At 59.2% G+C, this 21,115-nt stretch carries 17 protein-coding genes and 1 riboswitch; of the genes, 4 read left to right on the forward strand and 13 right to left on the reverse strand.

Going from position 1 to position 21,115, the window contains the following annotated elements; genetic code table 11:
* Window positions 1–23: 23 nt before the first annotated feature.
* From dxs to ribB, 4 genes are all read right to left on the reverse strand, one after another.
* On the reverse strand, window positions 24–1,919 hold the full coding sequence (dxs, locus tag DV532_RS02760) for a 1-deoxy-D-xylulose-5-phosphate synthase (protein WP_056807015.1): 1,896 nt from the start codon (window positions 1,917–1,919) through the stop codon (window positions 24–26).
* A 180-nt stretch (window positions 1,920–2,099) separates the two neighbouring features.
* On the reverse strand, window positions 2,100–2,987 hold the full coding sequence (gene ispA / locus DV532_RS02765) for a (2E,6E)-farnesyl diphosphate synthase (RefSeq protein WP_056807018.1): 888 nt from the start codon (window positions 2,985–2,987) through the stop codon (window positions 2,100–2,102).
* Complete coding sequence (locus DV532_RS02770; protein WP_027594918.1) at window positions 2,984–3,226, reverse strand: exodeoxyribonuclease VII small subunit; 243 nt, start codon at window positions 3,224–3,226, stop codon at window positions 2,984–2,986. Before DV532_RS02770 ends, ispA begins: the two co-directional genes overlap by 4 nt.
* A gap of 208 nt (window positions 3,227–3,434) precedes the next feature.
* Window positions 3,435–4,085: a 3,4-dihydroxy-2-butanone-4-phosphate synthase gene (gene ribB / locus DV532_RS02775; protein WP_056807021.1), complete on the reverse strand. Its 651-nt coding sequence runs from the start codon at window positions 4,083–4,085 to the stop codon at window positions 3,435–3,437.
* Window positions 4,086–4,165: 80 nt separating this feature from the next.
* A riboswitch (FMN riboswitch) is annotated at window positions 4,166–4,307 on the reverse strand.
* A 91-nt stretch (window positions 4,308–4,398) separates the two neighbouring features.
* On the opposite strand from ribB, the gene DV532_RS02780 reads away from it, so the two are divergent.
* Window positions 4,399–5,604: an RtcB family protein gene (locus DV532_RS02780; RefSeq protein ID WP_056807024.1), complete on the forward strand. Its 1,206-nt coding sequence runs from the start codon at window positions 4,399–4,401 to the stop codon at window positions 5,602–5,604.
* Between the two features lie 64 nt (window positions 5,605–5,668).
* On the opposite strand, the gene DV532_RS02785 is transcribed toward DV532_RS02780, so the two are convergent.
* On the reverse strand, window positions 5,669–6,394 hold the full coding sequence (locus DV532_RS02785) for a cache domain-containing protein (protein WP_056807028.1): 726 nt from the start codon (window positions 6,392–6,394) through the stop codon (window positions 5,669–5,671).
* Window positions 6,394–7,146, reverse strand: a complete 753-nt coding sequence (locus tag DV532_RS02790) for a FadR/GntR family transcriptional regulator (protein WP_056807032.1) — start codon at window positions 7,144–7,146, stop codon at window positions 6,394–6,396. Before DV532_RS02790 ends, DV532_RS02785 begins: the two co-directional genes overlap by 1 nt.
* 219 nt (window positions 7,147–7,365) lie before the next feature.
* On the opposite strand from DV532_RS02790, the gene DV532_RS02795 reads away from it, so the two are divergent.
* On the forward strand, window positions 7,366–8,859 hold the full coding sequence (locus DV532_RS02795; protein WP_056807035.1) for an aldehyde dehydrogenase: 1,494 nt from the start codon (window positions 7,366–7,368) through the stop codon (window positions 8,857–8,859).
* A 54-nt stretch (window positions 8,860–8,913) separates the two neighbouring features.
* The gene (locus DV532_RS02800) at window positions 8,914–10,392 is read left to right on the forward strand and encodes an APC family permease (protein ID WP_056807038.1); all 1,479 of its coding nucleotides are present in this window, start codon (window positions 8,914–8,916) and stop codon (window positions 10,390–10,392) included.
* Window positions 10,393–10,519: 127 nt separating this feature from the next.
* On the opposite strand, the gene DV532_RS02805 is transcribed toward DV532_RS02800, so the two are convergent.
* Both DV532_RS02805 and DV532_RS02815 read right to left on the reverse strand, forming a co-directional pair.
* Window positions 10,520–11,470 carry a copper resistance protein B gene (locus DV532_RS02805; RefSeq protein WP_056807042.1) on the reverse strand — a complete coding sequence of 317 codons (951 nt, stop codon included), beginning with the start codon at window positions 11,468–11,470 and terminating at the stop codon, window positions 10,520–10,522.
* A gap of 98 nt (window positions 11,471–11,568) precedes the next feature.
* Window positions 11,569–13,287, reverse strand: a complete 1,719-nt coding sequence (locus tag DV532_RS02815) for a copper resistance system multicopper oxidase (RefSeq protein ID WP_056807044.1) — start codon at window positions 13,285–13,287, stop codon at window positions 11,569–11,571.
* Between the two features lie 484 nt (window positions 13,288–13,771).
* On the opposite strand from DV532_RS02815, the gene DV532_RS02820 reads away from it, so the two are divergent.
* On the forward strand, window positions 13,772–16,948 hold the full coding sequence (locus tag DV532_RS02820; protein WP_056807212.1) for an Eco57I restriction-modification methylase domain-containing protein: 3,177 nt from the start codon (window positions 13,772–13,774) through the stop codon (window positions 16,946–16,948).
* 406 nt (window positions 16,949–17,354) lie between these two features.
* Here the strand turns inward: DV532_RS02820 and DV532_RS02825 are convergent, their stop codons facing one another.
* The 5 genes from DV532_RS02825 to DV532_RS02845 all read right to left on the reverse strand — a co-directional run bounded on the left by DV532_RS02825 (window position 17,355) and on the right by DV532_RS02845 (window position 21,113).
* Entirely contained in the window at window positions 17,355–18,056 is a 702-nt protein-coding gene (locus DV532_RS02825; protein ID WP_056807047.1) for an XRE family transcriptional regulator, read from the reverse strand.
* 235 nt (window positions 18,057–18,291) lie between these two features.
* Window positions 18,292–18,819, reverse strand: coding sequence for an inorganic diphosphatase (gene ppa, locus DV532_RS02830; protein ID WP_016484715.1), 528 nt, complete (start codon window positions 18,817–18,819; stop codon window positions 18,292–18,294).
* Window positions 18,820–18,911: 92 nt separating this feature from the next.
* Window positions 18,912–19,727: a zinc-dependent peptidase gene (locus tag DV532_RS02835; RefSeq protein ID WP_056807049.1), complete on the reverse strand. Its 816-nt coding sequence runs from the start codon at window positions 19,725–19,727 to the stop codon at window positions 18,912–18,914.
* Window positions 19,728–19,737: 10 nt separating this feature from the next.
* A complete protein-coding gene (locus tag DV532_RS02840; RefSeq protein ID WP_056807052.1) occupies window positions 19,738–20,385 on the reverse strand; it encodes a DedA family protein in 648 nt (215 codons plus the stop codon).
* A gap of 269 nt (window positions 20,386–20,654) precedes the next feature.
* On the reverse strand, window positions 20,655–21,113 hold the full coding sequence (locus DV532_RS02845; protein ID WP_056807054.1) for an N-acetyltransferase: 459 nt from the start codon (window positions 21,111–21,113) through the stop codon (window positions 20,655–20,657).
* Window positions 21,114–21,115: the final 2 nt, after the last annotated feature.

A 21,115-nucleotide genomic window follows, 5' to 3' on the forward strand; every position in this document is an offset into this window, starting at 1 on the left:
GGGCCGCAAAGCGGCCCCGGGGATTACAGGCCGAGCTTGGCCATGCGGGCTTTCACCGAAGCCTCGATCCCGGCTGCATCCAGCCCGCACTCAGCCAGCATTTGCGCGGGCTTGGCATGTTCGACATAGATGTCCGGCAGGCCCAAGTGCAGCAGCGGTTTCACGACCGCTTCATTGGCCAGGAACTCACCAACAGCGGCCCCGGCACCGCCCATGATGGCGTTCTCTTCGAGGGTGACCAGCAGCTCATGGCTACCAGCCAGTTCCAGCACCAGGGCCTCGTCCAGCGGCTTGACGAAGCGCATGTCGACCACCGTAGCGTTGATCTGCTCAGCCACCTTCATGGCCTCGGCAAGTTGCACGCCGAATACCAACATGGCGACTTTCACGCCCTGGCGGCGGACCACGCCCCTGCCGATTTCCAGCGGTTCAAGGTCACCGCTGACTGGCGCATTAGGGCCGGTACCACGTGGGTAACGCACCGCCGCCGGGCCGTTGTACAGGTGGCCGGTGCTGAGCATCTTGCGCAGTTCGTTCTCGTCGCTTGGGGTCATCACCAGCATGCCCGGGATGCAGCGCAGGTACGACAGGTCGTAGCTACCTGCATGGGTCGGGCCGTCTTCACCGACCAGGCCGGCGCGGTCGATGGCGAACAGCACGTCGAGGTTCTGCACCGCCACGTCGTGGATCAACTGGTCGTATGCGCGCTGCAGGAAGGTGGAGTAGATCGCCACCACCGGCTTGCTGCCCTCGCAGGCCATGCCGGCCGCCAGGGTTACCGCATGCTGCTCGGCGATCGCCACGTCGAAGTAACGCTGCGGGTAGCGCTCGCTGAAATCGACCAGGTCGGAGCCTTCCTTCATCGCCGGGGTAATGCCTACCAGGCGGTTGTCGGCAGCGGCCATGTCGCACAGCCACTGGCCGAACACCGCAGAGTATTTCGGGCCGCTGGCTTTCTTTGGCGCGGCGGGTTTGTCGGCCGGCTCCAGCTTGGTGATGGCATGGTAGCCAATCGGGTCGATCTCGGCCGGGGCGAAGCCTTTGCCCTTCTTGGTCACCACGTGCAAAAACTGCGGGCCCTTGAGGTCACGCATGTTGCGCAGGGTGGCAACCATGGTCGGCAGGTCGTGGCCGTCGATCGGGCCAATGTAGTTCCAGCCCAGCTCTTCAAACAGCGTGCCCGGCACCAGCATGCCTTTGGCGTATTCCTCGGTGCGGCGGGCAATTTCCCAGGCCCCTGGCAGGCGCGACAGCACTTTCTTGCTGCCTTCGCGCATGCTTGCGTAGGTGCGGCTGGAAAGGATCTTGGCCAGGTAGTTGGACAAGCCGCCGACATTGCGCGAAATCGACATGTCGTTGTCGTTGAGGATCACCAGCATGTCGGCGTTGACTTCCTGGGCGTGGTTCAACGCCTCGAAGGCCATGCCGGCAGTCAGCGCGCCGTCACCGATCACAGCGATCGACTTGCGTGCGCTGTTCTGCAGGCGGGCGGCAATGGCCATGCCCAGTGCAGCGCTGATCGAGGTGCTGGAGTGGCCGACGCCAAAGGTGTCGTACTCGCTTTCGCTGCGGCGCGGGAAGGCGGCGATACCGTCCTTCTGGCGCAGGCTGAGCATACGGTTACGGCGCCCGGTGAGGATCTTGTGCGGGTAGGCCTGGTGGCCCACGTCCCACACCAGCCGGTCGTCCGGGGTGTCGAACACGTAGTGCAGGGCGATGGTCAGCTCAATGACGCCCAGGCCGGCACCAAAATGCCCACCGGTCTGACCCACGGTGTAGAGCAGTTCCTGGCGCAGTTCGTCGGCCAGGGTCTCCAGGTCGGCTTCGGCCAGCCGGCGCAGGCCGGCAGGCGTGTCAGCGCGGTCGAGCAACGGCGTGACCGGGCGTTCGCGGGGGATCTCTTGAAACGTCGTGGGCATCAGGCGAGTCGTTATAGGTGTGTGAAGACGCGGCAGTTTACCCCATTGTGGGAAAAGTGCCCATTCGACCACGGTTTGCGGCACCCCGGTGTAGGAGCGGGTTTACCCGCGAATGCGCTGGTGCATTCGCCACCGCATTCGCGGGTAAACCCGCTCCTACACCGGGCGTGGTATTAGTGCTTAATTACGGCGTTCGACGATGTAACGCGCCAGAGCCCGCAGCGGTTCGGCCTTTTCGCCGAACCCACTCAGTGCGACCAGCGCCTGGTCGCGCAGTTCTGTTGCATAAGCCTTGGCCGCTTCCAGGCCCAACAGGGCCGGGTAGGTCGGTTTGTCACGCGCGATGTCAGCGCCCTGGCGTTTGCCCAGGGTGGCGGTGTCGCTTTCCACGTCGAGAATGTCGTCCTGCACCTGGAACGCCAGGCCGATGGCCTGTGCATAAGTCTGCAGAGCATCCAGCTGCGCCTGTTCGGCGCGGGCGCTGGCCAGGGCACCAAGGCGCACGCTGGCTTCGATCAGTGCACCGGTCTTGTGCCGGTGCATGAACTCCAGTGCCTGTTGGTCCAGCTTCAGGCCTACCGAGCCCAAGTCGATGGCCTGGCCGCCGACCATGCCCGCCGGGCCGGCCGCCTTGGCCAAGGCCTGGACCATGGCCAGACGAATGGTGTCGGCCTGCGGGCTCAGGCGCGGGTCGAGCAGGGCGCTGAAGGCCAGGCTCTGCAAGCCGTCGCCGGCGAGGATAGCGCAGGCTTCGTCGAAAGCTTTGTGGGTAGTTGGCTGGCCGCGACGCAGGTCGTCGTCGTCCATGGCCGGCAGGTCGTCATGCACCAGCGAGTAGGCATGGATCAGCTCCACCGCACAGGCCGCGCCATTGGCTTGCTCGGCTGGGGCGCCCAAGGCTTCGCAGGCCGCATAGGCCAGCAACGGGCGTACGCGCTTGCCGCCGTTCATAACGCTGTAGCGCATGGCGGCATAAAGGCGTTCGAGTTCCTTGGTGGGGGCGACGAACAGCGGCTCCAGGGCGGCGTCTACCCGTGCCTGGCAATTGGCCTGGTAGATGGCGATCATGCTTCCGGCTCCGCATCGAAGGGCTGGGCTGCCAGTTCGCCGTCGCGTTCCAGCAGGATCTGCACTTTCTGTTCGGCCTGGGCCAGGGCGCCCTGGCAGTCTCGGGTCAGGGCGATGCCTTGCTCGAAGGCGGCCAGCGAGTCTTCCAGCGACAACTCGCCGTTCTCCAGGCGCTCGACCAGGGCTTGCAGGTCTGCGAGGGATTGCTCGAAATCGAGGGAGGCTTTTTTGCGGGCCATGGCGACTGTCTCGGTGGCATTTTGAACGGCGCGACACTAGCAGAGCGGGGCGGGGGGAGCAAACTTCAGGGGGCCTGAGGTTGCATTTACCGGCCTCTTCGCGGGTAAACCCACTCCCACAGGGGGCGCGCCAGGCTCAGAGCCGGTGCAGTACCTGAGGGGGCGGGTTTACCCGCGAATGGGCCGCAAAGCGGCCCCGTGCGGTGGCTCAGGCGGGCTCGGCTTGCAGCTCGAGCATGGCCTCACGGTAGCGCGCCAGTTCCGCGATGGTCAGCACCGGCAAATTGTACTGCCGCGCATACACCGCCACCTGTTCGCCGCGGGCCATGCTGCCATCGGGGTTCATCAGCTCGCACAGCACCGCCGCCGGGCGCAGGCCGGCCAAGCGCGCCAGGTCCACCGAACCTTCAGTATGGCCACGACGGGTCAGTACCCCACCATTGCGGGCGCGCAGCGGGAACACATGCCCGGGGCTGACGATATGGCGCTGTTGGGCGGTAGAACGCAGTGCTGCGCCAATGGTGGTGACACGATCCTGGGCGGAAACCCCGGTGGTGATGCCTTCTGCCGCTTCGATCGTGACGGTGAAGCCGGTGCCATGGCGGGCCTGGTTGTTCTGCACCATGGGCGCCAGTTGCAGTTGGTCAACGGTGGCCTCGTCCAGGCACAGGCAAACGATGCCGCTGCAATCGCGAATCATCATGGCCATGGTCTGCAGCGAAATGTTCTCGGCGGCGGCAACGATATCGGCTTCGTCCTCGCGGTCGTCGTCGTCGAGCAGCAGCACAGGGCGCCCGGCCTGAAAGGCCGCGATGGCAGCGGAAACATTGGGGAATTGCGAATAGTACTGGGTGGACATGAAACGCTCCTCGTGAAAAATCGATGAACGTCTCGGGGCGAACAAAATGCGCGCGCAGGGGCGCCCGGATGGCCCCTGCCTGACGCCTTCTTTCATCCGGACTATGACCGTCGGCTCTGGAATTGCACCAGATCTGCTGACCCCCGGCATGGCCGGGGCGCTCGCGGGCTCATCTTTCGATTTACCGCCGGTGGGGACTTTCACCCCGCCCTGAAGACCGGCCAAGCATACAGCACATTGCCACCCCCCAGGCAACCCACGGCCCTACGACCTTTGGCGGTATCATGCTGGCATGGCCTTTCAGGAACAGCCCATGGACATTCTTCAGGTCGCCGGCGGCAAGCCGGTCAAGTTGTGGACCGACGGCGTACCGGTTGAGGACGACGCCCGCCGGCAATTGCTCAACACGGCCAGGATGCCGTTCATCTTCAAGCACCTGGCGGTGATGCCAGACGTTCACCTGGGCAAGGGCTCGACCATCGGCAGCGTAATCCCCACCGTGGGTGCGATCATCCCTGCGGCGGTGGGTGTGGACATCGGCTGTGGCATGATCGCCGCGCGGACGTCGCTGCACGCCCGCGACCTGCCAGACAACCTGCGTGGCCTGCGCAGCGCCATCGAGCAGGCGGTGCCGCATGGCAAAACCTTTGGCAAGCGTGACCAGGGCGCCTGGGCCGATGTGCCGGCCAAGGCGGACAAGGCATGGGGCCAACTGGCCGGGCGGTTCAAGGCTATTACCGGCAAGTACCCGCGGTTAGAAAAGACCAACAACCGCCATCACCTGGGCACGCTGGGCGGAGGCAACCACTTCATCGAGGTGTGCCTGGACGAGGCCGATCGCGTCTGGTTCATGTTGCACAGCGGCTCTCGGGGTGTGGGCAACGCCATTGGCAACCTGTTCATCGAGCTGGCCCAGGCCGACATGCGTCAGCACCTCGCCAACCTGCCGGACCAGGACCTGGCGTATTTCGAGGAAGGCAGCCGCCATTTTGCCGACTACGTCGAAGCGGTGGAATGGGCGCAGGACTACGCCCGGCACAACCGCGAGCTGATGATGCAGGCGGTGGTCGGTGCGGCGCGCAAAGTGCTGGGCAAGCCGTTCGAGGCCAGCCTGGAAGCGGTGAACTGCCACCACAATTATGTGCAGCGCGAGCAGCATTTTGGCCGCGAAGTGCTGGTGACCCGCAAAGGCGCGGTGTCGGCTCAGAAAGGGCAGTTGGGCATCATTCCCGGGTCAATGGGGGCCATGAGCTTCATCGTGCGTGGGTTGGGTAATGAAGAGTCGTTTTGTTCCTGCAGCCACGGCGCTGGCCGGGTGATGAGCCGGACCAAGGCCAAGAGCCGCTTTACCGTAGACGACCAGCGGCGGGCCACGGCGCATGTGGAGTGCCGCAAGGACAAGGAAGTAATCGACGAGATCCCGATGGCCTACAAGGACATCGATGCGGTAATGCGCGCGCAGCGCGAACTGGTGGAGGTGGTGCATACCTTGCGGCAGGTGGTGTGTGTGAAGGGCTGACAGGTGTGCGGGCTGTGCCGGCCCCTTCGCGGGCTCGCCTGCGAAGGGGCAGGTTCGGTGTGGCTCATTGCAGGGCAGGCAGCTCCACTAGCGTCCAGTCGATCGATAGCGGGCGCAGTGAATACAAGTTGGCACCCGCAGGGCGGCCTGCCAGGTCGCCTACGCACCATCTGCTGGAGTTGGCCGCGACAATACGGCCCTCGCCGTTGATCACGAACGCTTCGTTTTGCACATGTAACAAGCATCGGCTCAGCAACTGGTCGAACTCATGCAGGGCAACATCCGCTGCTGCGACACCGACGAAATGCCCATTGGCAAAAATTGGAACAGAAAACGCCAATATGTACAGCTCGGTGCCGTAAAGGTCGACGAAGGGCCCTTCGACCGAGGCGCGCCCGGTCAGTTTCGGGCGAGTGAACCAAGCCATGCTCTGGTAGTTGTAGAAGGTCTCACTCTGGTGGTTGAAGTTCAGCACCATCGGCGCGATCTTCCCGTTCGCGGTGCGGTAATACCACTCCAGGAACAGTTCCTGATCAGCCAGTTCGTCCGGCTCTACGACCACGCCGGTGCCATGGATATACGTGTCGTTGTCCGCGAGCCGCTCTTTTATAGTCGCCTGCAAGAAGCCCAGGTCCTTGATCGTCGGCTTGTTGCCTTCAGCGGTCAGTGCATCCCACACCGTCACGACCTGTTCGGCCAAGGCGTCGAGGTGCTCGAATACCTTGCCGAAAATCGCCTCCAGGCGGCAAACACACTGGCGAATCTCTTCGTCCCGTTTGGTGTTAAGCATCACAGCGCGCCCTCTTGCAGTCGAAGCTGTGCCAGACGCATATCCATCAGGCGTTTGATGGCTTGCTTGACGTGAGCTTCGGTAAGGGCGGTGGCCAGGTTGAATTCGCCAGCCACCACGGCCTGCAGGATCGCCCGGTGCTCGGCGATAACGGTGTTTTTATGCGTTTCGCTCATGGAGATCCAGTGTAATTCGCCTATTTCGGCCTGCAGCCGCATTTCGCCGTGGGTCAGGCGCACCGATTGGGCCGCCACGGCAATCTCGATGTGAAATCGCGCATCGGCTCTTCGCAACTCACTGCGCGTGGTGGCGTTCTGCAAGGCGGTGACGAAATGCGCCAGGCGTTGATGGTGGGCGTGGGACGCGCGCCGGGCGGCAAGGCCAGCAGCAGTGGCGGATATCGCGATGTGCTCATCGCAAAGGTCACGCAGCTCCAGTGAGCTCATGGTGCTCAACCGAGCCTTGAGCACCTCGTCGGAAACCTCCCGCGGGGGGAGTACAAAACTGCCGCCATTGCGCCCGCGCTTGGTGTCGACGACGCCATGCTCACGAAGGATCGCCAGTGCATCGCGCAGGGTAATGGTAGCCACCCCAAAATGGGTGGCTAGCTCATATTCACTGGGTAATTGTTCACCCTCGCCGATCAACCCTAGCTTGATGACCTCTGCCAGCCGCCGGGCGATTTCTTCGGGTTTCCCTTCCTGGCTCACCTGCAGCAGCGACAGGCGGCTCATTTTACTCAACTGATTCATTCAGGGACCAAAAAATTCATAACAAGATTTCAATAATCATATACAGCCGTGCATGGATGTCAAAATCCATTTTCATGAGCATTTCAAACCTGAAAATGTCGTTTTTGAATAAAAACGACATGATATTTGGCAGCCTATTTTCAATTAGATATTGTTCTAAATGTTTACAGCGGGCCCGTGCAGGGCGCTGAACGGCCAAGCCAAACCAGAGGAATGCTCATGACAAATACAACACTCAGCATGTGGAACGCTCGGGCGCAGGGCCTGAAGATCGAAGGGCGGGCTTTTATCGGTGGTGACTACACCCACGCCATTGAGGGGCAAACCTTCGATTGCTTGAGCCCGGTCGACGGCCGGCTGCTGGCCAAAGTTGCCAGCTGTACCGGGGCCGATGCAAACCATGCTGTTGCCGTGGCCCGTGCTACGTTCGAGTCTGGCGTCTGGTCTCGGTTGGCGCCGGCAGACAGAAAGCAAGCCATGGTTCGCTTTGCCAACCTGTTGGAGGAGCATGCTGAAGAACTGGCCTTGCTGGAAACGCTGGACATGGGCAAGCCGATCAGCGACTCGCTGGCCGTCGACGTGCCTCAAGCGGCGCAAGCGCTGAGCTGGAGCGGCGAGGCCGTCGATAAGGTCTACGATGAAGTCGCAGCCACCCCGCACGACCAACTCGGCCTGGTAACCCGCGAGCCCGTCGGCGTCGTCGCGGCCATCGTGCCTTGGAACTTCCCGCTGATGATGGCCTGCTGGAAGCTCGGCCCGGCCTTGGCGACCGGCAACTCGGTTGTGCTCAAGCCGTCCGAAAAATCGCCGCTGACCGCCATCCGCATCGCGCAACTGGCAATCGATGCAGGCATCCCGGCCGGTGTGCTCAACGTGCTGCCAGGCTACGGCCATACCGTCGGCAAAGCCTTGGCCCTGCACATGGACGTGGATACCTTGGTGTTCACCGGGTCGACCAAGGTTGCCAAGCAACTGTTGATCTACGCTGGCGAGTCGAACATGAAGCGCGTCTGGCTGGAGGCAGGCGGCAAGAGCCCGAACATCGTCTTCGCCGATGCACCCGATTTGCAAGGTGCAGCCGAAGCGGCAGCTGGCGCCATTGCCTTCAACCAGGGCGAAGTGTGCACCGCCGGCTCCCGCTTGCTGGTCGAGCGATCCATCAAGGACAAGTTCCTGCCGATGGTGGTTGAGGCCCTCAAGGGCTGGAAGGCGGGTAACCCGCTGGACCCCGAGACCAATGTCGGCGCCCTGGTCGACCACCAGCAAATGAATACCGTGCTGTCCTACATCGAAGCCGGCCACAACGATGGCGCCACACTAGTGATCGGTGGCAAGCGCACCCTGGAGGAAACTGGCGGCACCTATGTCGAGCCGACCATCTTCGACGGTGTAACCAACGCCATGAAGATCGCTCAGGAAGAAATTTTTGGCCCGGTACTGTCGGTGATCACCTTCGATACTGTGGAACACGCCATTGCTATCGCCAATGACAGCCCGTATGGCCTGGCCGCTGCAGTATGGACCGCCGACATCTCCAAGGCGCACTTGACCGCCAAAGCGCTGCGCGCCGGCAGTGTATGGATCAACCAGTACGATGGCGGCGACATGACCGCGCCGTTCGGCGGCTTCAAACAGTCGGGCAACGGCCGTGACAAGTCGCTGCATGCGTTCGACAAGTACACCGAATTGAAAGCGACCTGGATCAAATTGTAAGTCAGAAAAGCAAAAAAATAACTGCTGACAGGACATCGTCCTCAGGGTGAAACAATGAACAGCTCCGAATTTAGCGTAGCGGACAGCGATGCTGCCCAGCTGCAGGCGCTTGGTTATACCTCGAACTTCGAAAGAAGCATGAGCCTGTGGGAAAACTTTGCGTTGGGCTTCACCTACCTGTCACCGGTCGTCGGCGTGTACACGCTGTTCGGCTTGTGCCTGGCCGCTGGCGGGCCGCCTATGTTTTGGTCCTACTTGCTGGTGGGGTTGGGACAAATGCTGGTATGCCTGATTTTCTGTGAGGTGGTTTCACAGTTCCCGATTTCGGGCGGGGTGTATCCGTGGGCTCGCCGCTTGGTGGGTAAACGCTGGGCCTGGATGGTGGGCTGGATTTATTCCGTGTCGCTGTGTGTGACCATCGCCGCCGTGTCGCTGGGCGCCGGGCCCTACATCGCAGCCATGCTTGGCTTCGAACCTAACCCGGTGACCAACACATTCGTCGCCCTGGCGTTGACCGTGATGGCTACCTTGCTGAATTTGAGCGGGACCAAACTGCTGGCCAAGGTCGCCATGTTCGGTTTCATCTGCGAGTTGCTGGGGGCAATCGTGATCGGTGGCTACCTGCTGATCTTCGAGCGTCACCAGCCGTTTTCGGTGTTGTTCAATACCTTCGACATCAGCATTGACGGCAGCTACTGGCCGGCATTCCTGACCGCTTCGCTAGCCGGTATGTTCCTGTATTACGGCTTTGAAGCGTGTGGCGATGTTGCCGAAGAAACACCCAACCCGAGCAAGCGCATACCTAAGGCCATGCGCATGACCATCTACATTGGGGGGGGTGCAGCCATTTTTGCCGCCTTGGCGCTGATCCTGGCGGTGCCGGACATTGCCAAGGTGCTGTCGGGCGAAGACTCCGACCCTATGGCCACGATCATGGCCAATGCGTTCGGGCCGATTGGCTGGCGCATCGTGACGGCGGTGATCGCGGTGTCGTTCATCTCCTGCGTACTGAGCTTGCAGGCAGCAGCCAGTCGCTTGCTGTACTCCTTCGCCCGCGACGAAATGGTCATGGGCAGCAAGCTGCTTAAGCGCCTTTCGCCCAACACTCGAGTGCCAACTGCAGCATTGATCACCTGCGGTGTGATCCCGGCAGCCATCGTGTGTGCCGGTTTCTACCTGGAAAACGCTATCGCGATCGTCGTGAGCTTCGCCGCTATCGGTATCTACCTGTCGTTCCAGATGATTGTCGGGGCAGCGCTGTTCGCACGCCTTCGCGGCTGGAGACCGGCAGGGCAATTCACCTTGGGGCGTTGGGGTTGGGTCGTGAATATCCTGGCGCTGGTCTATGGCGTGCTGGCGATCATCAACATGTCATGGCCACGTTCGCCGGAAGCGCCTTGGTATAGCAACTACGGCATTCTCCTCACTGCAGCAGTGGTCATCGCCGTGGGGGTGCTCTACATGGCGCTGTTCAAACCCTACGATAAAGGCACGGCGCCGTTTGCCGATGCCTGGAAACTGCACAAACGATAACGCTGGATTACCGGGCGCATGGCTCCCCGCGCGCTTTCACCGCCCTTGGCCACCCTGGCCTTGGGCGGTGATCTACAAACCCCACCTTGGTGCCTGAGGGGCGGCTGCCAGGGAAGATATCAGGCGCTCAAAACCACATCCGGATGCCAGCGACAAAGCGCGCTTCATCTCCATCACCACCCTCGTCGCGGATGAAATCGGCGGTTTTGCCATAAGAGCGGCTCCAGCTGACACCGATGTAGGGGGCAAACTGGCGAACAATTTCATACCGTAAGCGCAACCCAACTTCGGTGTTGGCCAAGCCGGAACCAACACCACGCTCAGGATCATTCTTGCCATAGAAATTGGCCTCAGCGGTTGGTTGCAGGATCAGGCGATTGGTCAGCAGTATGTCGTAGTCGCCTTCCAGGCGAGCGGCGGTCTGGCCATTCTCCCCGATGAATGCAGTGGCTTCGGCTTCGAAGTCGTAAAGCGCCATACCTTGAATGCCCAAGGCCGCCCAGGTCTGTGGGGATTCAGGCTTGAAATCCTGGCGAACCCCAGCGACTACATCCCACCATGGGCTGACAGAGCGGCCATAAAGGAGCTGGAGCTCGGCGTCTTCGGTGACACCGTTGGTGCGCTCCCCTTCGGAGCGGATCCACAGGCGGTTGATATCGCCGCCTATCCATCCAGAAGCATCCCAGGCCAGCGCGCTGCCTTCGTCTGCGTCCTGGTACTCAAGTTGGTCCAGCAAGAAGAGACTGTTGATTGCGCTGTCGTGCATCTGATGCCCGTCCGACAGGGGAAAGGCCGCTTTGCGGTCTGCATCCGTCAGTACGGGCATCGGGGTGCGGCTGCCCGCCCGTGGGGTATTAGCTGAGCCGTGGTTCATCGAGTGATCCATCGGCCCATGCGCCATCTTGCTGTGGTCCATGCCCGGCATCGAGTCATGCGACGGGGCAGAATCCAGAGTCATGGCATCGTGCCCCATCGCCGAGTGATCCATCTCATCGGCGGCAAAGCAGGGCGCAGCACCCAGCAGGCCGAGTGAGGCGGTCAAAACCAGCAGCGATGGAGGTGCCAAGCTATTGGCCATCTTTCCCTGCCTTGAGTTTCTCGCTGCCCTGCGATTCCATCATTTTGTTGTGATCCATACCTTTCATCGAGTCATGGTCCATGCCTTCAATCTCCAGTTCATTCGTCCACGCGGACTTCTCGGAACATGCCCATTTCCATATGGAACATGAGGTGACAGTGATAGGCCCAACGCCCCAACGCATCTGCAGTCACGCGATAGCTTCGTTTTGAGCCGGGTGGCATGTCGATCGTGTGCTTGCGAACCATGAAGTTGCCGTGCTCATCCTCCAGGTCGCTCCACATGCCATGAAGGTGGATGGGATGAGTCATCATGGTGTCGTTGACCAGGGTGATTCGCAGACGCTCGCCATATTTGAGGTGCAGTGGCTCGGCATCGGAAAACCTGACCCCGTCAAACGACCAGGCGAACTTTTCCATATGGCCGGTGAGGTGTAACTCGATTGTCCGGCCAGGCTCTCGGCCATCTGGGTCGATGAAGGTGCTGCGCAGGTCGGCGTATGTCAGGACACGGCGGCCATTATTACGGAGCCCAATGCCCGGATCGCTCAGCTTGGGCGTCGGTAACATTGTCTGCATATCGACCAAGGGGTTGTTTGTCTCAGTGTCTGGATGACTCTGCATGGTCATGCCGCTCATACCAGCCATGCTGCCGTGGTCCATGCCGGCCATCTTGCTGTGGTCGGCCATGCTGCCGTGGTCCATACCCATATCGTTCATGGAAATGAGGGGGCGTGGATCAACCGCTGGAACAGGGCCTTGCAAGCCTTCGCGTACAGCTAGGGTGCCCCTGGAATATCCGGTGCGATCCATCGACTGCGCAAAAATGGTGTAAGCCTGCTCGGTATCGGGCTCGACAATGACATCGTAGGTTTCGGCAACGGCGATTCGGAACTCGTCGACCGAAACAGGCTTGACGTGCTGACCATCGGCCGCGACAACCGTCATCTTCAGGCCGGGAATTCGCACATCGAAATATGTCATCGCGGAGCCGTTGATGAAGCGCAGTCGGAGCTTCTCGCCAGGTTTGAACAGGCCCGTCCAGTTACCGTCGGGGGCCTGACCATTCATCAGGTAGGTATACGTGTAACCACTCACGTCGGCGAGATCGGTGGGGCTCATTTTCATTTCAGCCCACATCTTCCGATCCGCTACAGCGGCAGACCAACCCATTTCACTCACGTCGTTGACGAAATCGGCCAGCGTGCGTTTGTGCAAGTTGTAATAGTCAGACTGCTTCTTGAGCTTGGATAGAACCGTGGCAGGATCTTCATCCGTCCAGTCACTGAGCATCACCACGTAGTCGCGGTCATAGGCGAAAGGCTCGGGCTCTTTTGCATCGATGACCAGGGCGCCGTACACCCCGACCTGCTCCTGGAAACCGGAATGGCTGTGGTACCAGTAAGTACCGTTTTGATGGACCGTGAACGTGTACTCATACATGCCGTCGGGGGCGATGCCATGGAAGCTCAGGCCTGGTACTCCATCCATGTTCGCCGGCAGGATAATGCCGTGCCAATGGAGGGAGGTGTCTTGTTTCAAACGGTTGCGCACACGCAGCGTGACAGTGTCGCCTTCGCGCCACCGGAGAATAGGCCCGGGCAAAGAACCGTTGATTGCCATTGCCGTACGTGCTGCGCCGGTAATGTTTACTGGCAACTCACCGATGTATAGATCGACGTCGGTGCCACTCAGCACATTCAATTGGCCTGGGCTGGTCACGGCCCAAACCGGCGCGCGCCACATGCCCAGCCCGCCGAGTAGCCCGGTAGCGGCCAGGCCTTTGACGAAGGATCGTCTCGTGGTTTTGCTCTGCATGCCGTTGCGTCCAGTCAGTCGATAAATTTCGCTTAAGCGCCAACGGATTGCAGGCTAGCCAACTGCGCTGTCAGCACCCTGAGCGCTACATTACTTTTCAGTCAGCTTCTGGAGGAAACGGGTTACTGGCTCGCAGCGTCGGCAAACGGGTGGCGTTTCAGGCGGCATTAAACAGCCGGCTTGTGGTCGTCGCTCTTTGTTCGTGAGTATTGTTTTGGACGGGTTGGTATTTTGTTTTAGTGCGTCCCCCGATATGCCCGAGCTGCACGACACCGTGAAGGCTGGAGGCCATCATGGCGTCCAGCTATCGAGTCTTCTCGGCAGCCCTCACACCCGCGTTTCAACACAATTCTTTACCCCAGATGGCACCCCAGCGGAGTTAGAATGCGAGTTTTTCTTGAATGGCATCCGTGGGCGAGGCCCTTGCATTGGGTGCTTTTTTCGTAGGTTTGCCCGCTCAACCGCTCAGCTGGGGATAGAAAACGTGTTTCAAAAGGTATTTGATGCAATTCAGGCCAAGCGCAATCGCCCATGGAGCAATGAGGAAGAGGTAAGGGTGGCCTGGATTGCTGCCCTTGAGAACGGGCTTGGGATCCACTTTGATGCAGAGCGCGCGAAGCGGGACGCCAGCTACAACAATGTCATTATCGAATTTAAGGCGCCGGGCTTTTTCAATGGCTCCAAGGACAGCCCGAAATTCAAGGAGGCGACAGAAGATCGTCTTCTCAAGTACATCACCCGTGCTGGCAAGGCACAGGGGCTTCAACAGGATGAGTACATCGGTATTGCTATCGATGGCGACCATGTCTGCTTCGCTCAGGTGGTCGATGGCAGCATTCACACCCAGCATTTGTTGCCATTTTCACCGGAGGTGGTAGGGCTGGTTCTGGAGGCTATTCAGAATAATTACCGCCGCGCTGTGATTACTGAAAACCTGATCGAAGACTTTGGGCAGGGGGCCGAGAAAGGCATCGCTCTGATGCAGGCTATGTCCGATGCGCTGGCTGCCAGCCTCGCTTTAGAAGGCAACAACAAGATCAAGATGCTATTCGAAGAATGGCGTACGCTCTATGGTCAAGTGGCTGATCTGTCCACCGAGCAGCAAAGCGCTATTGATGCATCATTGCGTTTTGTCTGGAGAGGTGGCGCCGAATACAAAATGGCGGGTCGGCTGTTTGTGATTCATAGCTACAACTCGTTGGTTATCAAGTTGTTAGCGGCTGAGATTGTATCCGCCCATGGTCTCTCGTCCAAGGTGGGCCCGGCACAGGAGATGGCATTCCTTTTGAGTGATGAGGCGCTGCTCAAATCACTCGGCAGTGACATTGAGCGAGGTCAAATTTTTGCCGAAGCCGGTATCAAAGGATTTATCGAAGAGGCCATCTTTAGCTGGTACCTGGATGTCTGTCAGGACGCTACTTTCAGAAAGCTAATCGTAGATGCTTTGCGCGGCGTTTTGGGCAAGCTCGCCCTCTATCGTACAGATCGTCTTGAGCGCACGCGAGATGTGCTACGCGATTTTTACCAGGGGCTGGTTCCTGAAACATTGCGCAAGTGCCTTGGGGAGTTTTACACGCCTGACTGGTTGGTAGAGCACACGCTGTCTAGCGCGAAAGTCGATGATTGGTTGAGCACTAGGGGGCTTGATCCTACCTGTGGTTCAGGATCTTTCATTATTGAAATGATTCGGCGTAAGCGACACGCTGCGGCATTGGCTGGAATGACTGCCGCTCAGACCGTTGAAATGCTCTGCCAGTCGGTATGGGGGTTCGATTTAAATCCCTTGGCAGTACAGACAGCCCGTGTGAACTACCTGATGGAGATAGCGGACCTATTGCGGATCTGCAAAGGAGAGCAAATTGAAGTTCCGATTTTGCTAGCGGATGCCATCTACTCCCCGGCACGAGACCCAAACGACGATGAAGATGTGGTTTCGTATCAGATTGGTAGTCAAGTGGCTCGTCTGGATATCCGTTTGCCTTCTCAGCTAGCGTTCGACCGTAAGCGTCTGGATGATGTTTTCGAACTCATGGGAGAGGCGGTCGAAAAAAATCTGGAGTTCGACCGAGCCGAAGACCTGTTGGTCAAATACAAGCTTTTGAGCACAGCTGACGCGGCTGCTTGGCGTAAGCCTTTGAAGGGGACTTATGACCAGGTTCTAAGGCTCCACCGTCAAGATTGGAATGGTATTTGGTTCCGTATCGTGCGGAATTTCTTCTGGTCGGCTACGGCAGGGCACTTTGACCTGGTATGCGGAAATCCACCATGGGTGCGCTGGTCAAAGCTGCCAGAAGCTTACCGGGAGCGGGTCAAACCTACCTGTGAGCAGTATTCTATTTTCTCCAATACTAAGTTCCATGGTGGTAATGAGCTTGATATATCCGCCATCATTACGTACACAACCGGAGATAAGTGGCTAAAAAAAGGCGGTAAGCTTGCTTTTGTGATTACCCAGACTGTATTCCAGTCGCCATCATCGTCAGGGTTCAGGAACTTTAAAATTACCGAAAGTGATTGGTTGTCGCCGCTTTTTGTTGACGATTTGCAAGCCCTCAAGCCGTTTCCAGATGCGACAAACAAAACTGCTGTAGTGGTTTTTGAGAAGGCAAAAAAATCGCCAACCTATCCGGTTGACTATCGGGTATGGCAGGCGGGGAAACGAGGCGGAAAGGCGGTCGATCCTACGCTATCTCTTACCGATGTTCTCGGTCGTGTGTCGATCCTGGATATGGAAGCTATGCCGGTAGGGGGGGAAGGATCGCCGTGGGCAATTTTAAAGCCTGGCCGCTGGGATGTGGTGAACAAACTGTCTGGTGAATCTGAGTGGATCTTGGGTCGCAAAGGTATTACAGCAGATCTTAATGGTGTTTACTTCGTTCCAATTGAGGATTGTTCTGATAATGGATTGGTTCAGATCAGGACAAGGCCAGAGGCTGGAAAAAAGGACATTGGCAACGCGAAGAAAGTTTGGATTGAACCGGATTTGCTTTTCCCCTTGATCAAGGGTGCGAGCGACTTTGAGGCTTGCTATTTCAAGCCGGCCCAAGAGCTTTTTACGTTTGTGCCCAATACAGGTATCAATCGTGGCGATTACGAAGCGGCTGAGGTTGTTGTACAGGATCTGAAGCGGACAAAGCAATACTTCAACGCCTTCAAGGATGTTTTGTCTCAGCGCTCGACTTACCGTGGCCGGATGCCTGGTGCACCTTACTACGCCGTCTACAACGTAGGCGAGTTCACTTTCAAACCTTGGAAGGTGATCTGGGCGGAAATGTCCGGGCAGTTTTCTGCTGCTGTAGCCGGCAAGGCAGAGGTACCTTTTAAGGGTGAGCGCCCTTACGTGCCTGACCACAAAGTCTATTTTGTGGCCTTTGATGATAAGCAGGAAGCCCATTTCCTCTGTGGTTTACTTAATTCCCAAGTTGTGAAGGAGTATGTTGAAAGCCATAACATCTCCATCCAGGTTGGTAACATCTTCAAGCACATGGAGCTGCCACGGTTCAACAAAGCTTCTACTGATCATGTTGAGTTGGCTCTTTTGGTTGAGCAAGCTCATCGAGAGCATGATCATGCTGCACGCCAGATCCTAGTGCAACGGATTGCAGGTCATGCTGATACAGTGTTAGGGCAGTGGATGAAAACCCGTAGAGCCAACGCTTGATGTAGGAGTGGTGCCCACCCAAGTGGGCACCATTTTTAGCCATTTGAAGATAGAGCCCCGAAAACTATCCACTTTGTTGGGGTGGTTTTCTGGCGCTTTTATGCATGGCGTCGGTTAGTTAGGAAAGCGCATCGCAATGCAGGCATTGATAGTTGTGAAGGATTTTTTCATAAGAAATTAAAAAGCCGGCTTGTGGCCGGCTTCTCGGGGACGTTTCCGACTAATTTATGGTAAGCCGCAATCGCCTTAACTGTGTGGCCATCAAGGGCCTGAAAGAGATGGCAGATGCCCGTGTGGGATATCGCCAAGCCCTCTGGACCGCGGCATGCGCAGGTCGGGGCTGAATGTGCGGCGTAGCATACAAGGGCAAGCGCAAGATGCCCAGCAAAAAATGGTACAGGTTGTTTCAGCCTGGCCGTTGCTGGCGGAAATGTGACCAGTGGAACACCCAGCCGATAACCTCAAGCCCTTGCGCCTGGCGCTGGGCCGCGGTGTAGCGCTCGACCGCGTAGCTGCGCCGGTCGTGGCTGTGCAGGTACAGCGTACCGTGCTCGCCGACGCTGAGGTTGTTCACCCTGAGCACGCCGTTGTGCAGTAGGGCATAGGTTTCGCCCTCGACCACCTTAGTCATGCCCAGGTCGATGGCCAGGGTGGCCTGCTGGGGGATCAGCGGGGCCATGTTGCCGGTGGGCATGGCTAGGCAGATGGCGTTTTCGGCCTGTACCCCCAAGCTTTGCAGGGCCTTTTCGGGCAGGCTTAGGTGTTTGATGGGCACTGGCGACAGCAGGCCGTTCTGCAGTTCGTAAAAGGGCACTTTCAGTAGCCGGCCGCCTTGCGCTGACAGCGGCGTGGGCGGGTTGGCGGGCGCCCGCCCTGGCAGGCAGCTCCGCAGGATCGAGCTGGGGTGTTTAGGCCCCTCGCCCGTGCGTAACCAGCGGCGATGCACGCAGAATAGGTCGGCCAGCTCGTCCAGCCGGGCCAGGGGCACACCGCGGTTGAACCAGTTGTTGACGTGCTGGGGGGTGATGCTGCGTTGAGCGGCAAAATCAGAAGGGGTCAGGCCACATTCGTGGAGCAGGACTTTGAGGCGGTCGCCGGAAGTGTTCATGGCGGCGAGTGTAACGGCAGGGTGCCGGCAAGGATATGAACCGGATGTTGATTGCAGTTGTGTGAAAAACACCAGTTTGTAGGGCGTTGGAGTAGGACTGCGTAGGATCTATTACCATCACTAATGGCCCGCGATGCATTCAACGCGGCGGGTGTTCGCGGGCGCCCCCGTTCCCATAGGCCTTCCACCGGCCATAAAAAACCCCGCCGAGGCGGGGTTTTTTGTGCAATCGGTATCAGCCCTTGTAGGCAGCAACCGATTTGGTGATCGCAGCACGGGCGGCGTCGGCGCCATCCCAGCCTTCGATCTTGACCCACTTGCCCTTTTCGAGATCTTTGTAATTAGCAAAGAAGTGCTCGATTTGCTGGATCAGCAGGGCCGGCAGGTCGGTGTATTCCTTCACGTCAACGTACAGCTGCGACAGCTTGTCGTGAGGAACAGCGATGACCTTGGCGTCGCCGCCGCCGTCGTCAGTCATGTTCAGCACGCCAACTGGACGGGCGCGGATAACCGAACCTGGGGCTACCGGGTAAGGGGTAACCACCAGCACGTCCAGTGGATCACCGTCGTCCGCCAGGGTGTTCGGGATGAAGCCGTAGTTGGCTGGGTAGAACATCGGGGTAGCCATGAAACGGTCGACGAACAGGGTATCGCTGTCCTTATCGATCTCGTATTTGATCGGCGCGTGGTTGGCCGGGATCTCGATGGCGACGTAGATGTCGTTCGGCAGGTCTTTGCCCGCCGGAATCTTGCTGTAGCTCATTGGGCAGTGCCCCCGTGTTTGACCAAAAAGTGGCGGCGATTATAGGCACATTCTGCCGGGGCATGCCACGCCTGGCCTGATGTGCGGCCCCGTCAGGCGTGGCTTTCGCGGTATTCGGGGTGTTCGGCCTGTAGCCGGCACAGGCGGGCCAGCGGGTCTTGCCGGTAGAACAGCGACAACTGGTGGTAGACCTTCGGATAAGCCTGCTGCAGCAGGTCGGGGGCACTAAAGAAGTATTCGCTGGTCACGGCGAAGAACTCCGCTGGGTTCTCCGCGGCATACGGGTCGATGGCGGTTTCGGTGTCGGGGTCGTTGTCCAGCTGGCGGTTGAGGTCGTCATAGGCCTGCTGCATGGCCGTGGCCCATTCATCCACAGGCATGTCGCTGTGCAGCGGTGGCAGGCCGTTGGCATCGCCATTGAGCATGTCGAGCTTATGCGCCAGCTCATGGATGACCAGGTTGTAGGCCTCCCAGCCACCACTGGCCAATACGCCATTCCAGGCCAGGATGATCGGGCCCTGCTGCCAGGCCTCACCACTGTGTTCGCCCTCCCACACGTGCTCCACGCCACTGGCATCGCGGTGGCGCTGGGGGCTTTTGAAATCGTCGGGGTAGAGAATGATTTCGTGAAAACCCTGGTACCAGTTCAGCTCGCCCAAGTGCAGCAGTGGTAACTGCGCCTGGGCGGCTAGCAACAGGCGCTGCTCGTCATCCAGCTCAACGCCGGGCAGGCAGGTGAGGTGTTTGTCCAGCAGGAACAGGATGCAGGCCTCGCGCAGCCAGTGGTCCTCTTCGGCGCTGATGCCGTCCAGCATCGGCAGCCGCTCGCGCACGGCCTGCCATTGTTGGGGGGCGATGGGGTAGCGCGCCAGGGTGCGCTTGCGCCGCCAGGCGCTGAACGACCACATCTGTCAGTGTTCAGTGAGCCTTGGCCGTGCGGCCCAGGCGGCCACGCAGCAGGCCGAGGATCATCGGCACCAGCGACAGGATGATGATGCCTACGACCATCAGCGACAGGTGCTGCTTGATGAACGGTACATTGCCGAAGAAGTAGCCCAACGTGACCAGGCCGCCGACCCAAAGCAGCGAACCGGCAATGCTGAAGCCGAGGAAGCGCGGGTAATGCATGTGGGCGATGCCGGCGACGAATGGCGCGAAGGTGCGCAGAATGGGCAGGAAGCGCGCCATGGTCACGGTCTTGCCACCGTGGCGTTCATAGAAGTCGTGGGTACGCTGCAGGTAGTCGCGGCGGAAGATTTTCGAGTTGGGGTTGTTGAACAACCGCTCGCCGGTTGTTCGGCCAATCACGTAGTTGGTGCTGTCGCCCAGGATTGCCGCGGCCATCAGCAGGCCGGCCAGCAGGACCGGGTCCATACCGCCACCGGCGGCCACGGCGCCGGCGATGAACAGCAGCGAATCGCCTGGCAGGAACGGCATTACCACCAAGCCAGTTTCGCAGAAGATCACGGTGAACAGGATGGCGTAGATCCAGGGACCGTAATTGGTGACCAGCAGATCGAGGTAGGCATCGAGATGCAGGATAAGGTCCAGCGGGTTGAAATCCATGTACAGCACCTGTGTTCTTGGGCGTAGGCTCGGTTACCAGTGGTGGGTAAATTTTCACACATGACCGGTGGGCCATTATACGGCGAAGTGAGGATCATGCCCGGGGAGTTTGTAGCGGGGGGTTACCGGTCAGGGCCTAAGTGCAATTCCAACCTGACCGGCCTCATCGCCGGCAAGCCAGCTCCCGCAGGTACTGCACAGGCTTTGGGAGCAGCGCGGTCGAGGTGGAAGCGGGCTTGCCGGCGATGGGGCCGGTACAGGAATAGCGGTCAATCCTGACTAATCGGCAGGATGTAGCTCTTGAACTCGTTATCCTCACGAAACCCCATGGATTCGTAGGTCTTGTGCGCCACAGCGTTATCGATGCTGGTCGATACCCGCATGCGCACGGCGTTGGTGTCCTTGGCCATTTTCTTCGCCTCGCGCATCAGGTGGTCGGCCACCAGCATGCGCCGCGAATCCTCGGCCACGTAGATATCATTGAGAATCCATACCCGCTTCAGCGACAGCGACGAATAGCTTGGGTACAGCTGACAGAAGCCCAGCAGCTTGGTGTCGTCGTCATCCGGCAGCGCCAGGTAGATCACCGACTCATCCCGCTTCAGGCGCTTTTCCAGGAAGTTGCGCGAGCTGTCGGGGTAGGGTAGCTGGCCATAGAACTCACGGTATTTGACGAACATCGGCGTGAGCAGGTCGAGGTGTTCCAGGGTTGCCTTGATGATGCGCATGT

Origin of the sequence: Pseudomonas sp. Leaf58 (assembly GCF_003627215.1) — a bacterium.
In the GTDB taxonomy this organism is placed as follows: Bacteria; Pseudomonadota; Gammaproteobacteria; order Pseudomonadales; family Pseudomonadaceae; genus Aquipseudomonas.

Excerpts from the sequence above, each read along its gene's own strand:
- dxs (WP_056807015.1), bottom strand. The coding sequence starts at position 1,919 with ATGCCCACGACGTTTCAAGAGATCCCCCGCGAACGCCCGGTCACGCCG.
- ispA (WP_056807018.1), bottom strand. The coding sequence starts at position 2,987 with ATGATCGCCATCTACCAGGCCAATTGCCAGGCACGGGTAGACGCCGCC.
- DV532_RS02770 (WP_027594918.1), bottom strand. The coding sequence starts at position 3,226 with ATGGCCCGCAAAAAAGCCTCCCTCGATTTCGAGCAATCCCTCGCAGAC.
- ribB (WP_056807021.1), bottom strand. The coding sequence starts at position 4,085 with ATGTCCACCCAGTACTATTCGCAATTCCCCAATGTTTCCGCTGCCATC.
- DV532_RS02780 (WP_056807024.1), top strand. The coding sequence starts at position 4,399 with ATGGACATTCTTCAGGTCGCCGGCGGCAAGCCGGTCAAGTTGTGGACC.
- DV532_RS02785 (WP_056807028.1), bottom strand. The coding sequence starts at position 6,394 with ATGCTTAACACCAAACGGGACGAAGAGATTCGCCAGTGTGTTTGCCGC.
- DV532_RS02790 (WP_056807032.1), bottom strand. The coding sequence starts at position 7,146 with ATGAATCAGTTGAGTAAAATGAGCCGCCTGTCGCTGCTGCAGGTGAGC.
- DV532_RS02795 (WP_056807035.1), top strand. The coding sequence starts at position 7,366 with ATGACAAATACAACACTCAGCATGTGGAACGCTCGGGCGCAGGGCCTG.
- DV532_RS02800 (WP_056807038.1), top strand. The coding sequence starts at position 8,914 with ATGAACAGCTCCGAATTTAGCGTAGCGGACAGCGATGCTGCCCAGCTG.
- DV532_RS02805 (WP_056807042.1), bottom strand. The coding sequence starts at position 11,470 with ATGGCCAATAGCTTGGCACCTCCATCGCTGCTGGTTTTGACCGCCTCA.
- DV532_RS02815 (WP_056807044.1), bottom strand. The coding sequence starts at position 13,287 with ATGCAGAGCAAAACCACGAGACGATCCTTCGTCAAAGGCCTGGCCGCT.
- DV532_RS02825 (WP_056807047.1), bottom strand. The coding sequence starts at position 18,056 with ATGAACACTTCCGGCGACCGCCTCAAAGTCCTGCTCCACGAATGTGGC.
- ppa (WP_016484715.1), bottom strand. The coding sequence starts at position 18,819 with ATGAGCTACAGCAAGATTCCGGCGGGCAAAGACCTGCCGAACGACATC.
- DV532_RS02835 (WP_056807049.1), bottom strand. The coding sequence starts at position 19,727 with ATGTGGTCGTTCAGCGCCTGGCGGCGCAAGCGCACCCTGGCGCGCTAC.
- DV532_RS02840 (WP_056807052.1), bottom strand. The coding sequence starts at position 20,385 with ATGGATTTCAACCCGCTGGACCTTATCCTGCATCTCGATGCCTACCTC.
- DV532_RS02845 (WP_056807054.1), bottom strand. The coding sequence starts at position 21,113 with ATGCGCATCATCAAGGCAACCCTGGAACACCTCGACCTGCTCACGCCG.